Origin of the sequence: Sandaracinobacteroides sayramensis (assembly GCF_022014495.1) — a bacterium.
Taxonomy (GTDB): domain Bacteria; phylum Pseudomonadota; class Alphaproteobacteria; order Sphingomonadales; family Sphingomonadaceae; genus Sandaracinobacteroides; species Sandaracinobacteroides sayramense.
Window position 1 is genome coordinate 34,605 of record NZ_JAKLSQ010000007.1, and the last position, 25,341, is coordinate 59,945.

Below are 25,341 nucleotides of genomic sequence, written 5' to 3' on the forward strand. Positions count from 1 at the left end.
CTCATCAGATCTGGCGTTTGAGTTGGTCGAACAGGCGGCGGAAAGGGTTTCCGGTCGGCGCGCCGGAGGCGCCTCCCCGGCTGGTGCGGACGGGCATCCGCGCCAGGTCGAATCTGGGCTGGCTACCATGCAGGATGAGGCCGGCCAGCGTCGAGAAGGCTGCGGTGGACTGGGCTTCCGGCAGGCCGACGAGCCCGCGCGGGCGGCCGATGCGGACGTTGCGGGAAAGCGAGCCTTGCGCGAAATCGGCGATTCCGCGCAGTTCGGCGCCGCCGCCCGTCAGCACCACCTGCCGTCCGGCGGCGCCGGTGAAGCCGATATCCTTCAGCGCCGAATCCACTTCCCCGAAGATGAGATCGAGGCGGGCGCGGATCACGGCGATCAGTTCGGCGCGCGGCACGCGGCGGCTTTCCTGCCCGTCGTCGCTGTCGAGCGGCGGCACTTCCACCATGTCGTGGTTGTCGCGCGGGGCGGCGGTGGCGGCGCCGGAAAGCGTCTTCAGCCGCTCGGCGGCGGCGCGGCGGGTGGCGAAGCTGGCGGCGATGTCGGCGGTGATGTCGCCCGCCCCCATCGGGATGGAGACGAGGCCCGCCAGCATGCCGCCGCCATGGACGGCGACGGTGGTGACGCCTGCGCCGATCTCGACCACGGCGACGCCCAGCTCGCGTTCTTCCTCGCCCAGCACGCTGGCGGACGAGGCGACGCCGGACGCGACGATCGATTCCACCCCCAGATGCGCGTTGCGCACCGCGAGATCGAGGTTGCGGCAGGGCGGGGTGGCGGCCGTCAGCACATGGATGTCGACCGCGAGGCGATCGGCGTGGAAGCCGCGCGGGTTGGTCACGCCCTCCAGCCCGTCGATGGTGTAGAGGGTCGGTTCGGCGTGCAGAGTTGAGCGGCCGGCTTTGCTGATAGTCTCGTCGATCCGGGTGCGGCCCGCCTGCAGCAGCGTCGCCATATCCTCTTCCGAGATGCGGTGCCCGGCGATGTCGATTTCCACCGTCGTCACGTCGCTGTCCAGCCCGCCGGCCGACAGGCTGACGATCACGCTCTCGATCTCCACCCCGGCGGCCTTTTCGGCCTGGCCCATGGCGGCGCGGATGGCGCTTTCGGTCTTCGCCATGTCGGCGACGAGGCCGCGCTTCAGCCCGTTGGAGGCGCGCACGCCGGCGCCGATCACGCGCGGCATATTCTCGCCATCGGCCATGGCGACCAGCGCCGCCACCTTGGACGAGCCGACGTCGATCGCCGCGATCACCCGCTCGGCCCTGGGCTTCAGAAGCTGGGTTGGGCTCAGAACCGCGACCGCCATCAGATCACCACCTTCGTCAACTGCTCGGCCGCCGCCGTCTGCACCGGCGGCTGCGCCCGGTTCGGCTGCACCGTTGCGTTGTGGGCGGGCGCGTTGCCGGCGGGGGCCTTCGGCTCCGGCCGGGGCTTCGCCACCGTGCCCGGCTCGCCGCCGACCCGCACCACCATCTTGTCTGGGATGCGCAGGTCGAAGCGGACGAAGCCGCGCCCGAACATCGGGGTTTCGCGGTGGATTTCGGCGAAGCGCATCAGCGCCGCTTCCGCCGCCGGGCCTTCGGGGAGCGAAATCGTCTCGCCGCTTTTCATCCGCATGTCCCACCGGCGCTGGCCGACCCAGAGCGCCGCTTCCATTTCCCGCGCCAGTTCGGGGTGGGCGGTGGTGAGGCGCAGCAGCCCCGCCACTTCCGCCTGCGCCCCGGCGCCCACCAGCATCGGCAGGTTCGGGAACTGCGCCAGATCCTCGGCCGGAAGCGGCACCCCTTCGGCGTCGATCAGGCGGATGCGGCCATGCTGCTGCCAGAGCGCCGCCGGCTTGCGTTCCGCCACGCGGATTTCCAGCCGGTCCGGCCAGCGGCGGGCGATGCTGACCTCCTTCACCCAGGGCAGCGCCTTCAGCCGTTCGCGCATGGCGGGAAGGTCGGTCAGCAGCATGGAATCGCTGCCGCCTTGCAGCACTTCGCGATAGATGGAGAGGCGCGGCTGGTTGACCGCGCCGGTGATTTCCACCTGCCGGACCACGAAGCCGGCTTCCGATCCGGTGGTCGCCGCCGCCATCAGCGCCTTTTCCGGCACGCGCGCGGCCACCGCCCATGTGCCGAGCGCGGCCATGCCAAGCACGCCCAGCGAACCCAGGATCACCCGGCGCGCGGTGCGCGGCGCGAACGGCAGCGCCACCGGAGTCGCGGCCGGCCGGCCGGCCTTGCTCTGCTTGCGGGGGGCGGGCTTGCGGCTCATGCCAGCGCGCTTTCGATCAGCCGGCCGACCAGCGCTTCGTAGCTGATGCCGCGCACCCGCGCCTGTTCCGGCACGAGGCTGAGGGGAGTCATGCCCGGCTGGGTGTTCACCTCCAGCAGGTAGAGCCCGTTCGGCCCTTCGGATGGATCGTAGCGGAAATCCGAGCGGGAGACGCCCCTGCAGCCCAGCACGCGGTGGGCGAGCGCCGCCTGCTCCAGCGCCGCCACCGTCACCAGCGGCGGGATCTGGGCCGGGCAGATATGGGTGGTGCGGCCGTCGGTGTATTTCGCTTCATAGTCGTAGAAGCCGGTATCGGGCTTCAGTTCGGTCACGGCCAGCGGCTCGCCGATGCCGGTCGGCAGATGGTCGAGCACGGCAACCGTCAGTTCGAGCCCGGCAATGAAAGGCTCGGCCAGCAGTTGCGGATATTGCTGCCAGGGGCCGGGCGCATTGCTGGCGATCGGCGTGCCGTAATTGCTTTCGGCGGTGACGATCGCCACCCCCACCGACGAGCCCTCGTTCACCGGCTTCAGCACATAGGGCCGGGGCAGCGGGTCGCGCTCGTAGAGGCTTTCGGAAGCAACGATGCGGCCGCCGGGCATGCGCACGCCGGCGGGCACCAGCATCTTCTTCGTCAGTTCCTTGTCGATGGCGACGGCCGAGGTGGTGACGCCGGAATGGGTATATTTCAGGCCTAGCAGGTCCATCAGCCCCTGCACCGTGCCATCCTCGCCGGGGGTGCCGTGCAGCGCGTTGAACACCACATCCGGCTTGGTCGCCAGCAGCCGTTCGGCGAGCGTCGCCCCGTCGGCTGGCGCTGCGCCCATGTCCAGTTCGGTGACGCTGTGGCCGAGCGCGCGCGCGGCTCCGGCAATGCCCTTGCCGGACACGAGGCTGACTTCGCGCTCGGCGGACCAGCCGCCCATGAGGACAGTGACTTTCATTGGAGACCGTCCTTCCGGCGGCCGACCCGCTGAATCTCCCATTCCAGTTCGACACCGGATTTCGCCTTCACCCGGCGGCGCACTTCCTCGCCCAGCGCCTCGATGTCGGCGGCGCTGGCGTCCTCGGCGTTGATGAGGAAATTGGTGTGCTTTTCAGAAACCTGCGCGCCGCCGAGCTTCAGCCCGCGACAGCCGGCTTCGTCCACCAGCGCCCAGGCCTTGTGGCCGGGCGGATTCTTGAAGGTGGAGCCGCCGGTGCGGGTGCGCAGCGGCTGGCTTTCCTCGCGCGCGGCGGCGATGCGGTCCATCTCGATCTGGATCGTCGCTGGGTTGCCCGGCGTGCCCCGGAAGGTGGCGGAAACCACCGTCGCGCCTTCCGGCAATTCGCTGTGGCGGTAGGTGTAGCCGAGCGCGGCGGCGGGCAGCGTCCGGCGTTCGCCCGAGCGCAGCACTACCTCGCACTCGACCAGCGCATCCGCCACCTCGCGGCCATAGGCGCCGCCGTTCATCCGCACGAACCCGCCGACGGTGCCGGGAATCCCGCGCAGGAATTCCAGCCCGGCGATGCCCGCGTCGCGCGCGGCCGAGGAAACCGAAATGCCCGAAGCGCCGCCGCCGCAGCGGATGCTGCTTTCGTCCAGCGCCTCGACGGAGGCGAAGGGCTTGCCCAGCCGCACCACCACGCCCGGCACGCCGCCGTCGCGGACGATGAGGTTGGAGCCAAGCCCCAGCGCCATCACCGGCACGGCCGGGTCGAGCGCGCAAAGGAAGTCCGCCAGATCCTGCCCGTCCTTCGGCTCGAACAGCCAGTCGGCCGCGCCTCCGGCCTTGAACCAGATGAGCGGCGCCAGCGGCGCATCCGCCGTCAGCCGGCCGGCTGGCCGGGGCATGTTCCGGGGGCGTTCGTCCAGCGCCATCATTTCACGCCCGCGGCCTGAAGCCCGGCCGCCAGATTGGCCGCCCATTTGGTGATGTCGCCGGCGCCGAGGCAGATCGCCATGTCTCCCTCGCCCAGCAGCGGGGCGATGGTGGGGGCAAGATCGGCCTCGCCGGAAATCGTCAGCACCTGCCGATGGCCGGAGCGGCGCAGCGCGTCGGCCAGCGCTTCATGGGTGACGCCCTCGATCGGCGGCTCGCCCGCCGCATAGACCGGGGCCAGCACCACCGTGTCGGCGTCGTTGAAGGCGGTGCGCCATTCGTCGAACAGGTCGCGCAGCCGCGTGTAGCGGTGCGGCTGCACCACGGCGACCACCTTCGAACGCGCGCCTTCGCGGGCGGCGGCCAGCACCGCCTTCACCTCCACCGGATGGTGGCCGTAATCGTCGATGATCGTCACCGGCTCGCCGTCGCCCAGCGGCAGCTCGCCGACCTTCGTGAACCGCCGCTTCACGCCGCCGAAACGGGCGAAGCCCTCGCGGATCTTCGCTTCGGGAATGCCGAGCTGGTCGGCGATGCCGATGGCGGCCAGCGCGTTCAGCACATTGTGCCGGCCCGGCATGGGCAGCACCAGCCCTTCGTAGCGCCGCTCTTCGGTTCCGAAGGTGCGCAGAGTCACGTCGAAGCGGTTGCCGCCGGGGATCGGTTCCACCCGGTCGCCGCGGATATCGGCCTGGCCGGCGAAGCCATAGGTGACGATCCGCCGGTCGGAGACGGAGGGGATCATCGCCTGCACTTCCGGATGGTCGAGGCAGAGCACCGCCGCGCCGTAGAAGGGCACCTTCTGGATGAAGGTGCGGAAAGCCGCCTTCGCCACCTCGAAGTCGCCATAATGGTCGAGATGCTCGGGGTCGATGTTGGTGACGACGGCCAGAGTCGGCGGCAGGCGCAGGAAGCTGCCGTCCGACTCGTCGGCTTCCACCACCATCCAGTCGCCGTCGCCCAGCCGGGCGTTGGAGCCATAGCTGTTGATGATGCCGCCGTTGATGACGGTGGGATCGAGCCCGCCGGCGTCCAGCAGCGCCGCGACCATCGAGGTCGTCGTCGTCTTGCCATGGGTGCCGGCGACGCAGACGGTGGACTTCAGCCGCATCAGCTCGGCCAGCATTTCCGCCCGGCGGACCACGGGAATCCGCCGCTCCAGCGCCAGATCGACTTCCGGATTGCCCTTGCGGATGGCGGTGGAGACTACCACCACGGCGGCATCGCCCAGATTCTCCGCCTTGTGGCCGATGTGGACGGTGATGCCCTTCGCCCGCAGGCCCTGCACCACATAGCCCTCGGCGATGTCGGAGCCCTGCACCTCGAAGCCGAGGTTCGCCATCACCTCGGCGATGCCGGACATGCCGATGCCGCCGATGCCGATGAAGTGGATCGGCCCGACCTTATTGTTGAACGCGGCGCCGCCGCCCGCTTTCGCGAAGACCGTCATGCCGCGCGGACCTCCTTCTCCACCAGATCCGCAAGCCGCGCCGCCGCGTCGGGAATGCCAAGCCCTTTCGCCGCCGCCGCCGCCTGTTGCAGCGCCTCGGGCGCTTCCATGAAACCCTTCAGCAGCCCGGTCAGCTTCGCCGGGGTCGCTTCCGCCTCCACCAGCGTAAAACCGGCCCCGGCCGACACGAAGCCGGCGGCGTTCGCCGTCTGATGGTCGTCGGTGGCGGCGGCGAAGGGAATGAGGATCGCCGGGCGGCCCATCGCCATCAGCTCCGCCATGGTGGAGGCGCCGGCCCGGCCCACCACCAGATGCGCCTGCGCCAGACGCCTAGGGAAATCCTCCAGATAGGTGACGCACTCGGCGTCGATCCCGGCTTCCCGATAGGCGGCGTCGACGGCGGAGAGATCCTCCACGCGGCACTGCTGCACCAGCTTCAGCCGCCGGCGTTCGACCTCCGGCAGGTCGGCGATCGCCGCCGGCACCATCTGCGAAAGAATGCGCGCGCCCTGGCTGCCGCCCACCACCAGCAGGCGGAAGGGTTCGCCCGGCGCCGGGGCTTCGAAGGCCGCGTCGCGCGCGGCCAATATGGCTTCGCGCACCGGATTGCCGGTGTGCACGGACTTCGCCTCGGCCGCAGCGGAAAGCCCCGCCGTCTTCGCATAGGAAAGGGCGATGCGCGACACGCGGCCCTGCAGCTTGCCGTTCACCCGGCCCAGCACGGCGTTCTGCTCGTGGATGAGGCTTGGCAGCCCCAGCGCCACCCCGGCCAGCAGGCCCGGAAGCGAGGGGTAGCCGCCAAAGCCCACCACCGCGTCGGCGCCGGCCTCGCGGGCGATGCGCTTGCCGGCCGAACGGCCTTTCCAGACGGAGAGCAGCGCCTTCACCCAGGCGACCGGGTTGAAACCGGAAGCGGTGGCGCTTTCCAGCACATGCCGGTCGGCGAACTCGAACAGCCCGGGGAAGCGCAGGCCGCGCGCGTCGGTCAGCAGGGTCACCTTGTGGCCGCGCCGCATCAGCTCGTCCGAAAGCGCATGGGCGGAGATCATGTGCCCGCCCGTGCCGCCCGCCGCAATGAGGACGGACAGGCTCATGTCGCGGCCGCCCCCGCGTGCAGATAGGGGCTGGCCTTCAGGTGGCGGTTGCGGCGGGTGATGGACAGCAGCAGGCCCATCGCGATGGCGGTCGCGAGGAAGCTGGAGCCGCCGTGGCTCACGAATGGAAGCGTCATTCCCTTGGACGGCGCCAACGCCAAATTCACACTCATGTTGATGAGCGCCTGACCCCCGAATTGCACGACGAGACCCGTCGCCGCGATCAGCGTGAAGGGGTCGTCTTCATCCAGCATTTGTAGCAGAACGCGCAGCACGATCGCAAGATATAGTAGAGCGAGCGCGAAACAAACTATCGCGCCGAACTCCTCGCCGATGACCGAGAAGATATAGTCCGTCTGCGCTTCGGGCAGGCGGAACTTCGCCGTGCCCTCGCCCGGGCCGGTGCCGTAGAGGCCGCCGGAACGGAAGCAGTCGAGCGCCCGGTCGACCTGATAGGTGTCCCCCTCGCCGTGCAGATAGCCGTCGATCCGGTTGCGGATATGCGGCTCGAACTGGTAGGCGATCACCAGGCCGGCCAGCAGCGCCGCGACCGCCAGCCCCAGCACGACGAGCGGCAGCCCGGCCAGAACCGCCTGCACCAGCCAGACGGCGGCCACCAGCGCCGACTGGCCGAAATCCGGCTGCACCACCAGCAGGCCGACGATCAGCACCAGCAGCACGGCGCCGGCCGGAATCACCGGCAGCGTCCGGTCCTCGAAGCGCATGGCGAAGAGCCAGGCGGTGGTGACCACGAAGAAGGGCTTCAGGAACTCGATGGGCTGCAACTGGAAGCCGGGCAACTGGATCCAGCGATGCGCGCCATTGGTTTCGACGCCCACGAAGGGCACCAGCGCCAGCAGCAGCAGGAACAGCGCGAAGCCGCCCAGCGCGAAGCGCCGGGCGGCGTCTTTCGCCAGCATGGAGACGCCCAGCATCAGCGGCACCCCCATCAGCACCCAGAGGAACTGGCGCTGGAGGAAGAAGAGCGGCGGAATCCGCGTCGTGCTGTCGGAAAGGCGCATGGCGCCCGCTGGCGACGCGGCGGCGACCGCGATCAGGCCGCAGCCGATCAGCACCAGCAGCATGGCCAGCAGCGGCCGGTCGATCGTCCAGAACCAACGGGCGAGCGGGTTGCGGTCGGCGCGGCCGAAGGAGAAGAGCTTCATGGCCCCGGCCTTTCCATTGCGGAGCGCCTTTCCATTGCGGCGCGCCTTTCCACCTCGGCGCGGAAGGCTTCGCCGCGCGCTTCGAAACTCTGGAACTGGTCGAAGGAAGCGCAGGCCGGGGACAGCAGCACCGTCTCTCCGGGCTTCGCGGCCGCCGACGCTTCGGCCACCGCCGCCGCCAATGTGCCCGAGAGGCTGACCGGCAGCCAGGGCCGAAGGATGGAGGCGAAGAGCGGCCCCGCCTCCCCGATCGCATAGGCGGCGCGGACATGGGCGAGGTGCGGCAGGCAGGCGTCCAGCTCGTCGGTCTTGGCGAGGCCGCCCAGGATCCAGTGGATGCCCTCGAACGCCTGCAGCGCCGGGGCGACGCTGGTGGGGTTGGTGGCCTTGCTGTCGTTCACATAGCGCACGCCATTCACCGTGCCGACGATCTCCATCCGGTGCGCGAGGCCGGGGAAGCTTTCGAGCCCGGCGCCGACCTCTTCGCGGCTGAGGCCGAGCGCCCGGGCGACGGCGATGGCGAGCGCCGCGTTCTGGGCGTTGTGCGGGCCTTGCAGCGAAGGCCAGAGCGCCTGCGCCGATCCGTCGATGGAGGCGGCCGAAACCGTGACCAGGCGCACGCCTTCGGGCAGATGCCCGGCGGCGGCGCTCGTCCATTCGTCGTCGATGGCGATCACCGCGACCGCGCCCGGCTTCTGCATCGCGAACAGCCGCGCCTTGGAAGCGGCATAGCCTTGCATCCCGTCGTAGCGGTCCAGATGGTCGGGCGTCAGATTGGTGTAGACCGCGACATCGGCTGCCAGCGTCTGGCAGAGGTCGATCTGGTAGCTGGAAAGCTCCAGCACATAGATGCCGCCTTCGGCCAGCGGCTCCTGGTCGAGGATGGGAAGGCCGATGTTGCCGCCCAACCGCGCATTGCGTCCGGCGGAAACCAGCAGATGGTGGATGAGCGCCGTCGTCGTCGACTTGCCGTTGGTGCCGGTGATGGCGACCAGCTTGTGGCCGGGAAGGGCCGGGCGGGCGCGCTGGAACAATTCCATGTCGCCGAGGATCGGCACCCCGGCGTCGCGCGCGCGGGCCGCCAGCGGGTGGCGGTTGAGCGGCACGCCCGGCGAGACGATCAGCCCGGCCAGCCCTTCGAGATCGAGAGTGGCGAAATCCTGAAGCTCGATATCCGGGAAGGCCGTCTGCGCCGCCGCGCGCGCCGCTTCCGCCTCGTCCCACGCCACCGCGACGGCGCCGGAGCGGGCGAGAAAGCCCAGCACCGAAAGCCCGGTGCGGGCAAGGCCATAGACCGCGAAGCGCTGGCCGGCGAGGGAGGGGGCGGCCAGCATCAGCGCAGCTTCAGCGTGGCGAGGCCCGTCAGCGCCAGCACGATGGAGATGATCCAGAAGCGGATCACCACCGTCGATTCCGGCCAGCCGAGCTGTTCGAAATGGTGGTGGATGGGGGCCATGCGGAAGACGCGCTTGCCGGTCATCTTGAAGCTCGCCACCTGCACGATCACCGAGACCGCTTCCAGCACGAACAGCCCGCCGACGATCACCAGCACCAGCTCATGGTTGGTGATGACGGCGATGGTGCCGATGGCGCCGCCGAGCGCGAGGCTCCCGGTGTCGCCCATGAACACGGCGGCGGGCGGCGCGTTATACCAGAGGAAGGCGAGGCAGGCCCCCACCAGCGCCCCCACGAAGACGATCAGTTCACCGGCGCCCGGCACGAAATGCACGCCCAGATAGCCGGCGAAAACGGCGTTCCCCACCAGATAGGCGATGGCGCCATAGGTCATGGCGGCGATGATGACCGGCATGGTCGCCAGCCCGTCCAGCCCGTCCGTCAGGTTCACGGCGTTGCCCGCGCCGACGATCACCAGCGCCCCGAAGGCCACATAGAACAGCCCGAGATCGAGGCCGAAATCCTTCAGGAACGGGAAGTAGAGCGAGGTGCCGGAAAAGCGCGAGACATAATAGACGGCGATTCCGGCGACCAGGAATTCCGCCAGCAGCCGCATCTTGCCGGAAACGCCGGCGGTCGAACGCTTCATCACCTTGTTGTAATCGTCGAGGAAGCCGATGGCGCCGAAGCCCAGCGTCACGAACAGCGCCGCCCAGACGAAGGGCTTGTCCCACTCCATCCACAGCAGCGTGGCGACGGTCATCGAGATCAGGATCTTCAGCCCGCCCATGGTGGGCGTGCCCTTCTTGGTGATGAGGTGGCTGGCCGGCCCGTCCTCGCGGATCGGCTGGCCCTTGCCCTGGTTGGCGCGCAGCCAGGCGATGAAGCGCGGGCCGATCAGCAAGCCGATCAGCAGCGCCGTCATCAAGGCCGCGCCCGAGCGGAAGGTCAGGTAGCGCACCACGTTGAGCGCGCCGGGGAAGCCGAGCCATTCGGCGAGATGGAAGATCATGCGGCCTCCTTCAGCGCCGCGACCAGCGCACCCAATCCCACCGAATTCGATCCCTTCACCAGCAGCACATCGCCGTCGCGCAACTGCGCCCGCGCCCATTCGAGCGCGGCGGCCGCGTCCGGCAGATGCGCCGCGCCGTCCAGCTTCAGCGCCTGCATTTCCGGCCCGACCAGCGCCAGTTCGGCGACGCCCGCCTCGCGGATCGGCGCGGCGAGCCCGGCGTGCAGCGCCTCGCCGCCGGCGCCCAGCTCGCGCATCGCCCCCAGCACGGCTATCCGGCGCTTGGCCGGGGCGTCGCGCAGCACGGCCAGCGCCGCCGCCATCGAGACCGGATTGGCGTTGTAGCTTTCGTCGATCAAGAGCGCCGCGCCATCCGCCAGCTTCAGCGGCACGCGCGCGCCGCGCCCCGGCAGATCGGAAAGCGCCGCCAGCGCCAGCCCGGCTTCGGCGAGATCGCCGCCGGCCGCCTTCACCGCCGCCAGCACGGCAAGCGCATTCCCCACCCAGTGGCGCCCGGCCATGCCGACCCGGCAATGGACTTCCTCGCCCGCCACATCGGCGACGAGTTCGGTGGCGAAAGGTCCGACGTCCGCGCGCAGAACGCGGACGTCGGCTTCGGCCTTCCACCCNCCAGACCGCCGTGCCGCCTGCCTCCACGCCTTCGAAAATCTCCGCCTTGGCGCGGGCGATGCCCGCTTCGCCATCCTCGAAATGCTCGATATGGGCAGGCGCCACCCAGGTGACGACCGCCACATGCGGGCGCACCAGCCGCGTGAGTTCGGCGATCTCGCCGGCATGGTTCATGCCCATCTCGAACACGCCGTAGCGCGTGCCCGCCGGCATCCGGGCGAGGCTGAGCGGCACGCCGGTGTGGTTGTTGTAGCTCTTGACCGAGGCATGGGTCGCATCCGGCGCCATCCGCTCGAAGGCGAGGCGCAGCGCCTCCTTGGTGCCGGTCTTGCCGACGCTGCCGGTGACTCCGACGACGGTCGCCTCCACCCGCGCCCGCGCCGCGCGGCCGAGCGCCCGCAAACCCTCGAAGCTGTCGGCCACGCGCACATGCGGCTGTTCCACGGGATGCTCGACGAGGAAGCCCGCCGCCCCGCGCGCCGCCGCCTGCGGCACGAAGCCATGCCCGTCCGCCTGTTCGCCGCGCATCGCCACGAACAGCTCGCCGCCCAGCACTTCGCGGCTGTCGAAGGCCACGCCCTCCACTTCGAAGGCGGTGGAGAGCGTGCCGCCGGTGGCGGCGGCGATTTCGGAGCCGGTCCAGAGCGGCCGGCTCATGCGAGCGCCCTCGCGGCGGCGCGCGCCACTTCCGCATCGTCGAAGGGCAGCACGTCGCGGCCGACGATCTGCCCCTGCTCATGCCCCTTGCCGGCCAGCAGCACCACATCGCCTTCCTTCGCCGCCGCCAGCGCCGCGCGGATCGCCTCCGCCCGGCCCGCCACTTCGGTGGCGCCGGGGGCGGCGGCCATGATCTCGGCGCGGATCGCGGCCGGGTCCTCGCTGCGGGGGTTATCGTCGGTCACGATCACCAGATCGGCGTCCCGGACCGCGATCCCGCCCATTTCCGGGCGCTTGCCCCTATCCCGGTCGCCGCCGCAGCCGAACAGCAGGATCAGCCGGTTCGCCGTGTGCGGGCGGAGCGCGGCGATCGCCGCCTCCAGCGCGTCGGGCGTGTGGGCGTAATCGACATAGACGGGGGCGCCTGACGGAGTCAGCACCGCGCGCTCCAGCCGGCCGCGCACGCCGCCGATGCGGGCGAGCGCCGCCAGCACCGCCTTCGGCTCGCCGCCGGTGGCGAGCGCCAGCCCGGCCGCCACCAGCGCGTTCGCCGCCTGATAGCCGCCGATCAGCGGCAGCGTCACCGTCTGCGCGGCGCCGAAGGCGGAAATGGTGAGCGACTGGCCCAGCAGCGTCGGGATACGCCTCGTGAGCTTCAGATCGTCGCCGTCCGGGCCGACCGTCAGCAGCTTCAGCCCACGCGCCTTGCACGCCTCGATCACCCGCAGATTATATTCGGCGCCCGCCGCCTGCCGATCGAGCCAGACGATGGCGGTGCCGTCGGCGTCCAGCACTTCGGTGAAGAGGCGGAGTTTGGCCTCGAAATAGGCCTCCATCGTCTCATGATAGTCGAGATGGTCGCGCGTCAGGTTGGTGAAGGCGGCGGCCTGCACCGGCAGCCCTTCGGTGCGGAACTGCGCGAGGCCGTGCGAGCTGGCCTCGAAGGCGATGTGCGTCAGCCCCTCGCGCGCGAGGCCCGCGACGTTCGACAGGAAGGTGACGATGTCCGGTGTCGTCAGCCCGCCGGAACCGGCCTTCACCTGCTCGCCCGCCGTCGTCACCCCCAGCGTGCCGATGCTGGCCGCCCGCTCGCCGGCCAGATGCCAGAGCTGGCGGACGATCTCCACGGTGGAGGTCTTGCCGTTGGTGCCGGTGACGGCGACCGTCACCGGCGGGAAAGGCGCGTAGAAGTCGGCGGCCAGCCGCGCGAAGGCGCGGCGCGGCTCGTCGGCGGCGATGTGCAGCGCGCCCTCCACTTGCGCCTGCGGCCGGGCGACGATCGCGATCGCACCGGCGGCCACGGCTTGCGTGATCACGCTTTCGCCATCGAAGCGCGCGCCCTGGAAGGCCCCGAAGACATTGCCCGGCGCCACCTTCCGGTGGTCGATCGCGAAGCCCGTCACCTTCGCGCGGATGGACTCCGGCAGCTTCATCGCACGCTCGCTTCGCCGCGCACCGCGCGCTGCTTCCAGAGGCCGTCGAATTCGGAGACGTCCACATCCTTCGTGTCGCTGGGCGCCACGCCGAGCACCGGGGCGATTCGGTTCACCACATTCTTCGAAACCGGGCCGACGACGAAACCCGCCTGGCGGTTGGCGCCCTGCGGCTCGTCGATCATCGTCACGATCACATAGCGCGGGTCGTCCATCGGGAAGGCGCCGGCGAAGGTGGTGATGTTGCGCCGCCGGTCGTAGCCGCGCCCGCCTTCGATCTTCTTTTCCGCCGTGCCCGTCTTGCCGCCGACGCGATAGCCGGCGGCATCGGCCCGGCGCCCGGTGCCGTCCAGCACGGCGAGGCGCAGCATGCCGTTCAGCATATGCGAGGTCTGCTCGGTGAACACCCGCTCGCCCGGGCGCTCGCCTTCGGCCTTCAGGAAGGTGGCGGGGCGATAGACGCCGCCGTTCACCAGCGCCGAATACGCGGCGGCGAGATGCAGCGGCGAGACGGCGATGCCATGGCCGAAACCGACCGTCATCACCGCCGACAGGCCCCAGTTGTTCTTCGGCGGGGTGAGCGTGCGGCCTTTTTCCAGAATCTCGCCCGACGCCCGGTCCATCATGCCGAGCTTCTTCAGGAATTCCTCCTGCCGCGCCCGGCCCACCCGCTCCGCCATCTTGGCGGTTCCGGTGTTGGACGACAGGATCAGCACTTCCGGCACGGTGATCGGACTGGCGCGCGGGTGCAGGTCGCGGATGGTGTGATTGCCCACGCGGATCGGCCCCATCGAGAAGCGCTCGCCCAGATCGGTGACGGCGCCGGTGTCCAGCGCCATGGCAATGGTGAAGGCCTTGAAGGTGGAGCCCAGCTCATAGACGCCGAGCGTGGCGCGGTTCATGTGGCTCGGCATCCCGACCAGCCCGCCGGGGCGGTTGGAATCGAAGGCCGGAAGCGAGGCCAGCGCCAGCACTTCGCCGCTGTGCACGTCCATCACCACGCCGGCCGCGCCCTTGGCCTCGGTTTCCAGCATGCGCTTGTTGAGCTCGCTCTCCAGCGCCTGCTGCACGCGCGCGTCCATCGACAGCACCAGCGGCCTGTCGCGCTGCGCCGGATCGGTCAGCCGCTCCTCGAAGGCGCGCTCGATCCCGCCCTCGCCGCGCCCGTCGACTCCGGTGTAGCCGACATAATGGGCGCCGAGCCCGACATGCGGGTAAAGCCGCTCCGCCTCGCGCTCCAGCGTCAGCCCCGGCTCGCCCAGGCGGCGGATCGCCTCGGCCTGCTCGGGCAGGATGCGGCGCGTCACATAGCGGAACTTGCCGTCATGATAGACGGCGGTGCGGATGAGACCGGGGTCGCGCTCGGGCAGGATGGCGGACAGTTTCGCGACCAGGACTTCCTTGTCCCCCACGATGTCGAACGGCCGGGCGGCCAGCGCGTAAGCCTCGAAGCTGGAGGCCAGAGTCACGCCGTTGCGGTCGACGATGTCGGCGCGCAGATGCGGGGAAGCGACGGCCGGGCGGTTGTGCCGCACCGGGCCATCGAACATGGCGAGCTCCACCAGGCGCAGACCCAGAAGCAGGGTGAAGGCGCCGAACAGCAGGATTCCGATCGCCAGCCGCTGGCGCGCGACGCCAAGGGCCATCTGGCGATGACCGGGAAGGCGGATCTGCGTGCGGGCGAGGCTGACCGGGCTCATGCGTCAGGGCTGACCCCCCGTCGAGGGGCCGAAGGTCATTTCCACCTGCCGCAGCAGGTCGGCCGGGGCCGCCTCTTCCGGGCGGGCGATCGCCGCCACCGGGCGGGGAGCCGCCGGCGCCACTTCCGCGCTCACCAGTTGCGGGCGCGGCGCCACGGCCTGCGCCGGGGCCACGTCGCGCACCGCAAGCTGCGCCTGCGGAAGCTGCGCGGGCGCGATTTCCGATTCCAGCGGCTTGCCATAGCTCGTCAGCCGCACCGGATTTTCCAGATACTGCCCGGCGGAAATCGGCACCAGACCCAGCACATTGTCGTTCCAGCGCTGAAGCTGCGGCATGCGCATCCGCACGCGCAGCTCGGCGTCCAGCGCCTTCAGCTCGCTTGCCAGCGCATTGTTCTGGCGGGCCACCTTCTCCATCTCCCGCCGCTCGTTCGCCACCTTCAGGGAAAGGCTGTAGCTGGTGACGGCGACCGCGATGGTGCCCGCGACCAGCCAGGCGGTCGAAGCCCAGTTGCGCCGCGCCGCCGAGCGCGAACCGGATTCCGCCCCCCAAGCCGCCGACTCATCCGCTGCCCGCATCAGACGCGCCATTGAACCGCCTCCTTCTCTGACTTTTCCGCCTGCGGGCCGGCCCGCATCGCCCCCCAGGCCGGCGCCGCGCTGCGCCGCGCCACCCGCAAGGTCGCCGAACGCGCGCGCGGATTGGCCGCGACCTCGCGCTCGCCGGGGCGCTCGGCCCTGGCCGGGCGCCCGAAACTCGCCTCATGCGCTTGCGCGCGTTGCGGCAGGTGCCGCGAGCCTGCCGGCAGGCTGCCCGAACGCTCCGCCAGGAAGCGCTTCACGATCCGGTCCTCCAGGCTGTGGAAGCTGACGACCGCCAGCCGGCCGCCGGGCTTCAGCACCGCCTCCGCCGCTTCGAGGCCGCGTTCCAGCTCGCCCAGCTCGTCGTTCACGCGGATGCGGATCGCCTGGAAACTGCGGGTGGCCGGATCGCGCTTCGCGTCCGCCTTGCTGCCCTTCCCCGCCTTCACCACCCGGCGCACGAGGCCGGCCAGTTCGCCGGTGCCGTGGAACGGCCGGTCGGCGACGATGGCGCGGGCGATGCGCCGCGCCGCCGGCTCCTCGCCGTAATGGAACAGCACGTCGGCGATTTCCGCCTCGTCGGCGGTGTTCAGGAAATCCGCCGCGCTTTCGCCCGAGCCGGACAGCCGCATGTCGAGCGGGCCGTCGGCCTGAAAGGAAAGGCCATAAGCGGGATCGTCCATCTGGATGGAGGAATAGCCGAGGTCCAGCGCCACCGCGTCGACCGAAGCCTCGCCCAGCTCGTCGGCCATATGGGCGAAGGTGCGGTTCACCAGCCGCAGCCGGCCGCCGGAAGCCGCGACCATCGCCGCGCCGCGCTCGACGGCGCGCGGATCGCGGTCGAAGCCCGTCACCTCGGCGCCGCGCGCCAATGCCGCCGCCGCATAGCCGCCGCCGCCGAAGGTGCCGTCGACGACATGCGCGCCGGGCCCGACGGCAAGCGCCGCCATCACTTCGTCCAGCATCACCGGGACATGGGAAAGGCCGCTCATGCCGCGCGGCCCGCGAGCAGCGACTTCACCGCCCTCGACATGCGGGGGTCGAGGTCCGGCTCGGCCAGCAGCACGTCCGGCGACCAGAGCTCGAAATAATCGCCCGCGCCCAGGAACACCGCCTGCGACGCCAGTTCGCCGGCGTCGCGCAGCGTCGGCGTCAGGATGATGCGGCCGGTGTCGTCATATTTCAGCTGCTCGGCCATGGCGAACAGCATGCGCGCCTTCTGCCCGCGCCCCGGCCCGAAGTCCTGCGCGAACTCCGCTTCCAGCCGCGCCTCGATGCGGGAAAAATAGCTGACGTCATAGCCGATCAGGCAGGGCGCGTGCTCGGCGGGACTCAGCACCAGCGCCTTCGTCTGGCTGCGCGCCTCGATCGTCTCGCGCAGGGACGACGGAACGGAGAGCCGATGCTTGGCATCGACCCCGTTCACATAAGTCCCTGAAAAATAGCCGCGAATGACGGATCCCCTCTTTCAGGGACCGTGCCTGCGCCGCCGCTCGCTTCAGGCGGGGGAGTGCCTGGAAACAGCGGCCGGCCGCACGCCGATCCCTGTGGAAAAGGGATAGCATGGGCTTTCATGGGTATTCAATGGGATTTTATGGTCGGATTCGGGCTCTTCGTCGCAATAGATTGAAAAACAGGCGCTTTTCCAAAGCCGGATTCCGGCACGGAAAATGTAAATGACTGTGGATAACTCTGTTCGGAACTTACCTCATGGCAGCGGCTTCGAAACCCTGAAGGCCAGCCGCCGCGTGGCGCGCACCCCGGCATCGGTGTCGGAAGCGAGGCGCAGATAGTAACGCCCTTCGCCATCGGGCACCTGCGCCAGATCGATGAACGACCCGTCGACCAGCGTCACGCGCAGCAGCCGCGCGCCCTTCCAGTCGATGCGGCTGCCCGCCACGAAGCCCACGGGCGAAAGCTGGCCCAGCAGCGTCGCCACCTCCGCCGTTTCGGAATCGGTCAGCGGCTGCGGCCCGGCGAGCGTCAGCCGCTCGGCCTTCACGACGCCGGCCGGATCGATGCGCGGGGGCTGCTGGCTGGACCATGCGGACGGCCAGAGCGGCAGGGCCGGCGGCTTCTCCATCGCCAGCCGCGGGCCATCGGGCAGCGCCTCGGCTTCCCGGCTCCAGAAGGCGGCCTCCGCCAGCGGCTTTCCCTGTTCGTCGAGCAGGCGCAGGCGCACGGGCTCGCGGTTCGGGCGCGGCGCTTTCGCTTCCATCGGCCGGCCGTCCAGCCGCGCCAGCCGGTCGAGCGCGGCCTCGATCCGCGCGGGATCGCCCGGCACGTCGGCCGCGGACGGGATCGTCCATTCGCCGCTTGGAGCGCGCCGCAGTTCCAGCGCCTCGCCGCCCCGCGACAACTCCAGGCGCGCGACATCGGCCGGATCGAAACGCGGCAGCAGGCGTTCGCGGCCGGCCTGGTCGCGCACGGCCAGAAAGCCGAAAACGACGAGGGGCACCAGAAGCAGCGCCAGAACCAGGCGGCGGGTATCCAAGGCGCGCCGGCCGGCCGGATGTCAGATGGCGATGACCACCTCGTCGGCGCGCTGGCCGGGAGGTGTGCGCACGGGGCTTTCGTTCACCGCGCCATTGCCGGGCGGGACGAGCGCGCTTTCCGGCGTCGCGGGGGGGACCACGATGTGCGGGTGGGACGGTTCCTCCGTCTTTTCACCGCCCATAGCCTTTTCACTGCCGGGCGCCACGCCGAGCTGCGCCAGGGGCTCGCCCGGCTCCTTCAGGCTCTCGATCAGCGGGGTTGGGGCATCGCGCCCGCCAAACGCCAGCGAAACGCCGAGCGTCAGCAGGAATACGACGCCAAGACCCGAGAGGCCAACTCGCACGCGATCCATATGATGCATTTTAGCAACGGTTCACGGCAAAGTCGAGCCTTGTCGAAAAACTGGCATTCCCTTTGCCGACCCTTTGCCGGCGAAGCTCAGATCCCCGGCTGCCGCCGGGGCGGAAGCGGCAGCCCGCGCGCTTCCAGCCATTCGGGATTCCAGATGGTGGAAAGATAGCGGCTGCCATTGTCGCACAGGATGGTGACGATGCGCTTGCCCGGCCCCATGTGGCGGGCCAGCCGCTCGGCGCCGGCGACATTGATGGCGCTGGAAAGCCCCAGGTGCAGGCCGTCGCGCGCCATCAGCTCGTAGAGGATCGGGAAGGCCTCCAGATCGGGCACGCGGAAGGCGATGTCGATCGGTGCCCCTTCCAGATTGGCGGTGACGCGGCTCTGGCCGATGCCTTCGGCGACGCTGGAGCCTTCCGCCTTCAGCTCGCCGTTGGCGAACCAGTTGTAGAGCGAGGCGCCGTCCGGATCGGCGAGGCCGACGACGATGTCGGGATTGCCTTCCTTCAGCCCCAGCCCGACGCCGGCGACCGTGCCGCCGGTGCCGGCGGCGCAGATGAAGCCGTCCACCCCGCCCTCCAGCGCCTCCAGGATTTCCGGCGCGGTGGATTTGATGTGCGACAGCCGGTTGGCGATATTGTCGAACTGGTTGGCCCAGATGGCGCCCGGCGTTTCCGCCGCCAGCCGGCGCGAGGTGTGCACATAATGGCCGGGGTTGGCGTAGCTGGTGGCCGGCACCAGCACCAGTTCCGCGCCCAGGGCCCGAAGCGCGTCCTTCTTTTCCTGGCTCTGCGTCTCGGGCATGACGATGACGGTGCGGTAGCCGAGCGCGCCGCCGATCACCGCAAGGCCGATGCCGGTGTTCCCCGCCGTGCCTTCGACGATGATGCCGCCGGGCTTCAGCGTGCCATTCCCCTCCGCGTCACGGATGATCCACAGGGCCGCGCGGTCCTTCACGGAACCGCCGGGGTTCAGGAATTCGCATTTGCCATAGATGTCGCAGCCGGTGCGTTCGGAGGGGCCTTTCAGCCGCACCAGCGGCGTTCGGCCGACGAGACCGGCGATATCGTTCGAAACGGAAAGCATGGCCGCCTTCATATCAGCCCCGACAGAGCTTGCCACCCGCCTTTCTTTGCGCGAACGGAGGCACGCAATGCGCGCGATCCAGCCTTTCCTTGCCCTCGCCGCCCTCCTGCTGGCGGCCTGCCGCCCGGGCGCGGGGGAGCAGCCGCCGCTGGTCGTCGACGCCATCGGCCCGCGCGCCCAGCGCGCCATCGTCGCCGACGCGGTTTCCGCCGGACTGACGGCGCTGGACCCGGCCGGGCGCGTCGTGCCGGCGCTGGCGCAAAGCTGGCGCGTGTTCGACGAGGGCCGCTCCATCGTATTCCGCCTGCGGCCGGCGCATTTCCCGGACGGCACGCCGATCGGGGCCACGCACGCGGTCGCGGCGATCGAAGCCGCCCGCAAGGGCAAGGCCGGGCCGCAGGTCGCCGAATTGCTGGCCGGCGTGACGCAGGTGAACGCGCCGCTGGAAACGGTGGTGGAAATCCAGCTCTCCACGCCGCAGCCGGAATTGCTGGAGCTGCTGGCGACTCCGCAGTTGGCGATCCGCAGCCCCAGGCACAACGCCGGCATCGGCCCCTTTCTGCTGCAAGCCGCGCCTGTTCCCGATGCGGGAGAACCGCCTGCGCCTCTCGGCACGCGCCTTCTGCGCAACAAGGATTATTTTGCCGCCGACACCGTCGAGATGGAGGGCGCGATCGTCGCTTCCCACAGCGTGGAAGAATCCATTCGTCGTTTCAACCGCGGGGAAACGCTGCTGGTGCTCGGCGGCGGTCTGGACGGGCTTGGCACCGCCAGAGTGACGGCGAAGCGCGACACGCTGATGCTGGAACGCCCGCGCGCCGGGCTGCTGCTGCTGGTGAACCACCGCCGGCCGGGCCTTTCCGAGCGCAACGTCCGCCGGGCGCTGCAACTGGCGATCAACCGGGATTCGCTGGCGCAAGGGCTGTTCGGAACACAGGCGGCCTCCCCGGTGGCGGCGCTTTCCCCGGGCAACATCGCCGGCTACACCCCGCCCCGGCCCGACTGGGTGGACCTGCCCTTCGCGTCCCGCCAGCTGGAAGCGGACCGGCTGCTGGCCGAAGCCCGGCAGGCGCCGGCCGCGACCGGGGATGAGGCGCCGCCAGGGCTGACATTCACCGTCGCCGTCACCAGCAGCCCGGCGGAAGCGCGCCTGCTGACAGCCGTCGCCGCCGATCTGGCGGCGATCGGCGTGGAACTGAATCTGGCCCGCCGCAGCCCGGAAGCGCATCTGAAGGCGATCCGGGAAGGCGATTTCGACCTTGCCCTCGTCCGCCGCGACACACCCATCGACTCGCCGCTGCCCTTCCTGCTGCCCAACCTCTGCAACCGCAACCGCCACGGCGTCTGCCTGCCCGAGGCGGACGAGCTGGTGGCGGAAAGCTGGAACGCCGCGACTCGCGCCGAGCGGCTTTCGAAGCTGGCGGCGGCCGAACGGCTCTGGGCGGAGGATGGCGCGGTCATCGGCCTGGTCCAGCCGCTGGGCTGGTCGCTCGTTTCCCCCCGCATTTCGGGCATTGCCCCCAACCCCGGCGGCAGCCATTCGCTGCGGCACCTCAGCCTCTCCCCCGAAAGGACCTTCATCCGATGAGCGCTTCTTCCGATATCGTCGTCGTCTCCGCCCGCCGCACCGCCATGGGCGGCTTCCAGGGCGACTTCCGCGACGTGACCGCCCCGGACCTCGGCGCCGCCGCGCTGAAGGCCGCCGTCGCCGACGCCGGGCTTGGCGCGACCGACGTGGAGCAGGTGGTGATGGGCTGCGTGCTGCCCGCCGGCCTCGGCCAGGCGCCGGCGCGGCAGGCGGCACTGAAGGCGGGCCTCGACCTCGGCACCGCCTGCGTGACGCTCAACAAGATGTGCGGCTCGGGCATGAAGGCGGTGATGGACGCGCACGACGCGCTGAAGGCCGGGAGCGCCGGCATCGTTGCCGCCGGCGGCATGGAGAGCATGACCAACGCCCCCTATCTGCTGCCCAAGGCGCGCGGCGGCTACCGCATGGGCCATGGCCGGGTGATGGACCATATGTTCCTGGACGGGCTGGAAGACGCCTATGAACCCGGCCGCGCCATGGGCACCTTCGCCGAGGAAACGGCGCGCGCCTACCAGTTCACCCGGGAAGCGCAGGACGCCTTCGCGCTGGAATCGCTGGCCCGCAGCCAGCGGGCGATCGCCGACGGCAGCTTCGTGAAAGAAATCACCGCCGTCGCCACCAAGGCCGGGGATGTGCTGATCGACGAGCAGCCTGGCAAGGCAAGGCCGGAGAAGATCCCGCACCTGAAGCCCGCCTTCGCGGCCGACGGCACGGTGACGGCGGCCAATTCCAGCTCCATCTCGGATGGCGGCGCGGCGCTGGTGCTGATGCGGCGGGAAACCGCCGAGGCGCGCGGGCTTTCCCCCATCGCCACCATCCTCGGCCACAGCGTGCACGCGCAGAAGCCGGCGCTTTTCACCACCGCCCCGGTTCCCGCCATCGGCAAGCTGGTCGAGCGGCTGGGCTGGACGGTGGAGGGCATCGACCTGTTCGAAGTGAACGAGGCCTTCGCCGTCGTCACCATGGTCGCCATGCGCGAACTGGGCATCCCGCACGACCGGGTGAATGTGAACGGCGGGGCGACGGCGCTCGGCCATCCGATCGGCGCGTCCGGCGCGCGAATCCTCGTCACGCTGATTCACGCCTTGCAGAAGCGCGGCGGCGGCACGGGGGTCGCCTCGCTCTGCATCGGCGGCGGCGAAGCCACCGCCGTCGCGCTTCAGGTGCATTGAGGCCGGTCAGCCGGCCGGAGCGTTTTCCCCGGCCGGCTTCACCGGCACGAACTGGCCAAGGCCGCAGGCGGCGCCGAGGCGCGGCCCGCCCGAGGTGTTGAGCACGCGGATCACGTCCACGCTGCAGAGCCGCGGTTGGCTGCTGCTGTAGCTGAAGGCGTTCGCCATCCTGAGGCCGGGGCAGTTGTTGGGCAGCGTGTTGCGCAGGATCGTGCCGTCCGACATGCGGAAATCCACCGTCTGGTCGTCGACGATCTGGGTGCTGCGGATACGGTTGGTCTGGATGCAGCTCAGCGGATCGCCGGCGGGCGCCATGGGCTGCGGCTGGCGCGGTGGCTGGCTGGAGCAGGCGGCCAGCAAAGCCATGGCCGGCAGGAATGCAATGGATTTCCTCATTCAGGCTCTCCCCGGGGTGGCCAGCCTTTGCGCCGGCGGTTGCAGCGACTTTGCCGTGAAACGGCAGAGCGTTGCAATCGGGCAGCGCCAGCATTCCGGCGTGCGGGCCTTGCAGAGATAGCGGCCATGCAGGATCAGCAGGTGGTGCGCCGCCCGCGCCCAGCGGGCGGGCACCTGCGCCAGCAGGTCACGCTCCACCGCATCCGGGGTCTTGCCGGCGGAAAGGCCGATGCGGTGCGCCACGCGGAACACATGGGTGTCGACCGCCAGCGTCGGCTCGCCGAAGGCTTCGTTGCGGACGACATTGGCGGTCTTGCGGCCGACGCCGGCCAGCGCCACCAGTTCCGCCTCGGCGCGGGGCACTTCGCCATGATGCTTTTCGATCAGCTGTTCCGACAGGCGGATGACGTTCGCCGCCTTGGCGTTGAAGAGGCCGATGGTGCGGATATGCCGTTTCAGCCCGTCCAGCCCCAGCGCCAGCATCTGCTCGGGCGTCCGCACTTCCTGGAACAGCTGGCGGGTGGCCTTGTTGACCCCGACATCGGTCGCCTGCGCCGACAGCACCACCGCCACCAGCAGCGTGTAGGGGTTCACGAACTCCAGCTCCGTCTTCGGGTCCGGGTTGGCGGCGCCCAGGATGTCGAAGATGGCGTCCACCTCGGCCTGCGGCAGGCGTTTCGCGGTGGATCGGGGGCGTTTTGCTTCGCGCATGGCTGCTGCTAGAGCAGGGCCATGCCGCCCCGCAAGCCCGCCATCTTCGATCTGGAATTGCGCCCCAGCCGGCCGATGCAGCCCCGGCAGATGTGGCTGCTGCTGGCGGGCGTGGCGCTGCTGTTCGGGCTGATGGGGCTGCGCTTCCTGTTCCTTGGCGCCTGGCCGATCCTGCCCTTCATGCTGCTCGACCTCGGCCTGCTCTGGTGGGCGCTTGGGGAATCAAAACGCTCCGGCCGCCAGTCCGAACATTTGCGGCTGGATTCGGACGGGCTGGAACTGATCCGCATCCAGCCGCACGGCCCCGTCCGCCGCATGCGGATCGAGCCCTATTGGGCCAAGGTGGAACTGGAGTCGCAGGGCGAGGGCAGCAACCGGCTGTGGCTGACGGCGCGCGGCGCCCGGCATCCGCTCGGCGCCTTTCTGTCCCCGGCCGAGCGAGCCGAGATCGCCCACGTGATCGAGGATGGCCTGGCCCGCTTCCGCGCCGGCCATCGCTGAGACCATATGACCGAAGCCGCCCGCCGCCGATTCCCCTCCGCCTTTGCCGGCGGCCTGCTGCTGTGCGCGCTGATCGCCAAGCTCGCGCTGCTGGCAAGCGCGTTTGCCGGCCTGCCGGCGATGCTGGTGGTGCTGGCGCTGGGCATGGCGACACGGCTGGCGCTTCCACGGCTGACGGCCTGGGCGGCGCCGGGGATCGGCTTCACCTCCGCCACCGTGCTGCGCGCCGGCGTGGCGTTGCTGGGCTTCCGGGTGGTGGCGGACGATCTTCTGGCGCTCGGCTGGCCGGCGCTGGCGCTGGTGCTGGCCTCGGTCGCGGCGACGGTGCTGGGGGGGATCGGCATCGCCCGGCTGCTGCGCCAGCCGGCCGACCTCGCCACCGTTTCCGCGACTTCGGTCGCCATCTGCGGCGCGTCCGCCGCGCTCGCCGCCTCCGCCGCCGTGCCGCGCCGGCCGGGGCTGGAGCGGGAGACGGTGCTGGTGATCCTCATCGTCTCGCTGATGTCGACAGCGGCGATGCTCGGCTATCCGCTGATCGCTCGGGCGCTGGATTTCAGCCCCGGCGCCACCGCGCTGCTGCTGGGCGGCGCCATCCACGACGTGGCGCAGGTGGCGGGCGCCGGCTTCGCCGTTTCCGAGGAGGTGGGCGTCCGCTCGGTGACGGTGAAGATGATCCGGGTCGCTTGCCTGCTGCCGGTGGTGACGGGGATCGCCTTCGCCTTCCTGGGCAGCGGCGACGCGCAGGCCGGCCGCCGCTGGCGCGCGGTCCGGCCGCCGACCTTCCTGGTGCTGTTCTTCCTGTTCGCCGTCGTCACCTCCACGGCGCTGTTGCCGCCGCAGGTGTCGCAACTGGCCGGCACCGCCGCCGCCTGGCTGCTGACGGCGGCCGTGGGCGCCATCGGCCTGAAGACCGGCTTCGGCGAACTGCGCGCCGCCCGGCCGACGCTGGCGCTCACTCTGCTGGCGCAGACCGGCTGGCAGCTTCTGGTGGTGACGGCGCTGATCCTCTGGATCGGCGCATGAGGGAGGCGCGGCTTTCCTCCCCGGCGGCGCGGCGCAATCGGGAGCCGATCCTGCAACTGCTGCGCGACTCCTTCCCGGCGGAAGGCCTCGTGCTGGAAGTGGCGAGCGGCTCCGGCGAGCATATAGTGCATTTCGCCCGGGCTCTGCCCGGCCTTTACTGGCAGCCGAGCGATCCGTCGGCCGAAGCCCGCGCTTCCATCCGCGCGCATGTGGCCGACAGCGGCCTTTCCAACATCCTGCCGCCGATGGAACTGGACGCCACCGCGCCCCTGCGCTGGCCGATCGAGCGGGCGGACGCAGCGCTTTGCATCAACATGCTGCATATCAGCCCATGGACGGCGACGCTCGGCCTGTTCGAAGGCGCGGCCCGCGTTCTGCCGGCCGGCGCGCGCCTTCTGATCTATGGGCCTTATCTGGAGGAAGGCGTGGAAACCGCCGCTTCCAATCTGGCCTTCGACGCCAGCCTGAAAGCGCGCGATCCCGAATGGGGCCTGCGCTGGCGGCACGAGGTGGAAGGCGCGGGCCTCGCCCACGGCCTGCGGCCGGTTGCCCGCCACGCGCTTCCGGCCAACAACCTCGCCCTCCTCTTTCAGCGGACGGGCTGAAGGCGGTGCCGGCGGCCCCCCTCGGAAGGGCGCCGCCGGCCGCTCAGGCAGCTATCTAGGTCGGGGACTCAAATTCCCCTTCGGCACCTCTCTTATCCTTCGTCACCCCGGGCTTGACCCGGGGTCCCGCTTTCTTCCTCAAGCTCGGCGCCAGCAGAAAAGCTGG

General features: G+C 70.2%; 24 protein-coding genes and 1 pseudogene. 5 read left to right on the plus strand and 20 right to left on the minus strand.

Annotated elements, in window-relative coordinates; all coding sequences use genetic code 11:
* Positions 1-4: 4 nt before the first annotated feature.
* The 18 genes and pseudogenes from ftsA to L6Q21_RS05770 form a co-directional block, all read right to left on the minus strand.
* The gene (gene ftsA / locus L6Q21_RS05685) at positions 5-1,312 is read right to left on the minus strand and encodes a cell division protein FtsA (protein ID WP_237829700.1); all 1,308 of its coding nucleotides are present in this window, start codon (positions 1,310-1,312) and stop codon (positions 5-7) included.
* Entirely contained in the window at positions 1,312-2,265 is a 954-nt protein-coding gene (locus L6Q21_RS05690; protein WP_237829701.1) for a cell division protein FtsQ/DivIB, read from the minus strand. Before L6Q21_RS05690 ends, ftsA begins: the two co-directional genes overlap by 1 nt.
* The gene (locus tag L6Q21_RS05695) at positions 2,262-3,209 is read right to left on the minus strand and encodes a D-alanine--D-alanine ligase (protein ID WP_237829702.1); all 948 of its coding nucleotides are present in this window, start codon (positions 3,207-3,209) and stop codon (positions 2,262-2,264) included. Before L6Q21_RS05695 ends, L6Q21_RS05690 begins: the two co-directional genes overlap by 4 nt.
* Positions 3,206-4,126: a UDP-N-acetylmuramate dehydrogenase gene (murB, locus tag L6Q21_RS05700; RefSeq protein WP_237830020.1), complete on the minus strand. Its 921-nt coding sequence runs from the start codon at positions 4,124-4,126 to the stop codon at positions 3,206-3,208. Before murB ends, L6Q21_RS05695 begins: the two co-directional genes overlap by 4 nt.
* A complete protein-coding gene (murC, locus tag L6Q21_RS05705) occupies positions 4,126-5,577 on the minus strand; it encodes a UDP-N-acetylmuramate--L-alanine ligase (protein ID WP_237829703.1) in 1,452 nt (483 codons plus the stop codon). The genes murB and murC overlap by 1 nt, the downstream gene beginning before the upstream one ends.
* Positions 5,574-6,671, minus strand: a complete 1,098-nt coding sequence (locus L6Q21_RS05710; protein ID WP_237829704.1) for a UDP-N-acetylglucosamine--N-acetylmuramyl-(pentapeptide) pyrophosphoryl-undecaprenol N-acetylglucosamine transferase — start codon at positions 6,669-6,671, stop codon at positions 5,574-5,576. Before L6Q21_RS05710 ends, murC begins: the two co-directional genes overlap by 4 nt.
* Positions 6,668-7,837, minus strand: coding sequence for a peptidoglycan glycosyltransferase FtsW (locus tag L6Q21_RS05715; RefSeq protein ID WP_237829705.1), 1,170 nt, complete (start codon positions 7,835-7,837; stop codon positions 6,668-6,670). Before L6Q21_RS05715 ends, L6Q21_RS05710 begins: the two co-directional genes overlap by 4 nt.
* Positions 7,834-9,171, minus strand: a complete 1,338-nt coding sequence (gene murD, locus L6Q21_RS05720; RefSeq protein WP_237829706.1) for a UDP-N-acetylmuramoyl-L-alanine--D-glutamate ligase — start codon at positions 9,169-9,171, stop codon at positions 7,834-7,836. Before murD ends, L6Q21_RS05715 begins: the two co-directional genes overlap by 4 nt.
* Entirely contained in the window at positions 9,171-10,244 is a 1,074-nt protein-coding gene (mraY, locus tag L6Q21_RS05725) for a phospho-N-acetylmuramoyl-pentapeptide-transferase (RefSeq protein WP_237829707.1), read from the minus strand. The genes murD and mraY overlap by 1 nt, the downstream gene beginning before the upstream one ends.
* Positions 10,241-11,531 (minus strand): annotated as a pseudogene (locus tag L6Q21_RS05730) (UDP-N-acetylmuramoyl-tripeptide--D-alanyl-D-alanine ligase). The gene mraY and the pseudogene L6Q21_RS05730 overlap by 4 nt, the downstream one beginning before the upstream one ends.
* Positions 11,528-12,964, minus strand: a complete 1,437-nt coding sequence (locus L6Q21_RS05735) for a UDP-N-acetylmuramoyl-L-alanyl-D-glutamate--2,6-diaminopimelate ligase (RefSeq protein WP_237829708.1) — start codon at positions 12,962-12,964, stop codon at positions 11,528-11,530. The pseudogene L6Q21_RS05730 and the gene L6Q21_RS05735 overlap by 4 nt, the downstream one beginning before the upstream one ends.
* Entirely contained in the window at positions 12,961-14,664 is a 1,704-nt protein-coding gene (locus tag L6Q21_RS05740; RefSeq protein WP_237829709.1) for a peptidoglycan D,D-transpeptidase FtsI family protein, read from the minus strand. The genes L6Q21_RS05735 and L6Q21_RS05740 overlap by 4 nt, the downstream gene beginning before the upstream one ends.
* Positions 14,665-14,667: 3 nt before the next feature.
* The gene (locus tag L6Q21_RS05745; RefSeq protein WP_237829710.1) at positions 14,668-15,255 is read right to left on the minus strand and encodes a hypothetical protein; all 588 of its coding nucleotides are present in this window, start codon (positions 15,253-15,255) and stop codon (positions 14,668-14,670) included.
* Positions 15,243-16,238, minus strand: coding sequence for a 16S rRNA (cytosine(1402)-N(4))-methyltransferase RsmH (gene rsmH / locus L6Q21_RS05750; RefSeq protein ID WP_237829711.1), 996 nt, complete (start codon positions 16,236-16,238; stop codon positions 15,243-15,245). The genes L6Q21_RS05745 and rsmH overlap by 13 nt, the downstream gene beginning before the upstream one ends.
* A complete protein-coding gene (locus L6Q21_RS18120) occupies positions 16,235-16,672 on the minus strand; it encodes a division/cell wall cluster transcriptional repressor MraZ (RefSeq protein ID WP_237829712.1) in 438 nt (145 codons plus the stop codon). Before L6Q21_RS18120 ends, rsmH begins: the two co-directional genes overlap by 4 nt.
* Positions 16,673-16,954: 282 nt before the next feature.
* A complete protein-coding gene (locus tag L6Q21_RS05760) occupies positions 16,955-17,740 on the minus strand; it encodes a hypothetical protein (protein ID WP_237829713.1) in 786 nt (261 codons plus the stop codon).
* 21 nt (positions 17,741-17,761) lie between these two features.
* Positions 17,762-18,094 (minus strand): hypothetical protein, encoded by a 333-nt coding sequence (locus tag L6Q21_RS05765; RefSeq protein ID WP_237829714.1) that lies wholly within the window; start codon positions 18,092-18,094, stop codon positions 17,762-17,764.
* Between the two features lie 86 nt (positions 18,095-18,180).
* Entirely contained in the window at positions 18,181-19,191 is a 1,011-nt protein-coding gene (locus L6Q21_RS05770) for a cysteine synthase A (RefSeq protein WP_237829715.1), read from the minus strand.
* A gap of 55 nt (positions 19,192-19,246) precedes the next feature.
* Between L6Q21_RS05770 and L6Q21_RS05775 the strand changes: the two genes are divergently transcribed.
* Both L6Q21_RS05775 and L6Q21_RS05780 read left to right on the plus strand, forming a co-directional pair.
* Positions 19,247-20,767: an ABC transporter substrate-binding protein gene (locus L6Q21_RS05775; RefSeq protein WP_237829716.1), complete on the plus strand. Its 1,521-nt coding sequence runs from the start codon at positions 19,247-19,249 to the stop codon at positions 20,765-20,767.
* Complete coding sequence (locus L6Q21_RS05780) at positions 20,764-21,939, plus strand: acetyl-CoA C-acyltransferase (RefSeq protein WP_237829717.1); 1,176 nt, start codon at positions 20,764-20,766, stop codon at positions 21,937-21,939. The genes L6Q21_RS05775 and L6Q21_RS05780 overlap by 4 nt, the downstream gene beginning before the upstream one ends.
* 6 nt (positions 21,940-21,945) lie before the next feature.
* Here the strand turns inward: L6Q21_RS05780 and L6Q21_RS05785 are convergent, their stop codons facing one another.
* Together L6Q21_RS05785 and nth are read right to left on the minus strand one after the other, a co-directional pair.
* On the minus strand, positions 21,946-22,335 hold the full coding sequence (locus L6Q21_RS05785) for a DUF6491 family protein (protein ID WP_237829718.1): 390 nt from the start codon (positions 22,333-22,335) through the stop codon (positions 21,946-21,948).
* On the minus strand, positions 22,336-23,046 hold the full coding sequence (gene nth, locus L6Q21_RS05790) for an endonuclease III (RefSeq protein ID WP_237829719.1): 711 nt from the start codon (positions 23,044-23,046) through the stop codon (positions 22,336-22,338).
* A gap of 21 nt (positions 23,047-23,067) precedes the next feature.
* Between nth and L6Q21_RS05795 the strand changes: the two genes are divergently transcribed.
* The 3 genes from L6Q21_RS05795 to L6Q21_RS05805 are packed head-to-tail and all read left to right on the plus strand — an operon-like array spanning position 23,068 to position 25,175.
* Positions 23,068-23,547 carry a DUF2244 domain-containing protein gene (locus L6Q21_RS05795; protein WP_237829720.1) on the plus strand — a complete coding sequence of 160 codons (480 nt, stop codon included), beginning with the start codon at positions 23,068-23,070 and terminating at the stop codon, positions 23,545-23,547.
* 6 nt (positions 23,548-23,553) lie between these two features.
* A complete protein-coding gene (locus L6Q21_RS05800; RefSeq protein ID WP_237829721.1) occupies positions 23,554-24,570 on the plus strand; it encodes a YeiH family protein in 1,017 nt (338 codons plus the stop codon).
* Entirely contained in the window at positions 24,567-25,175 is a 609-nt protein-coding gene (locus tag L6Q21_RS05805; RefSeq protein ID WP_237829722.1) for a DUF938 domain-containing protein, read from the plus strand. Before L6Q21_RS05800 ends, L6Q21_RS05805 begins: the two co-directional genes overlap by 4 nt.
* Positions 25,176-25,341: the final 166 nt, after the last annotated feature.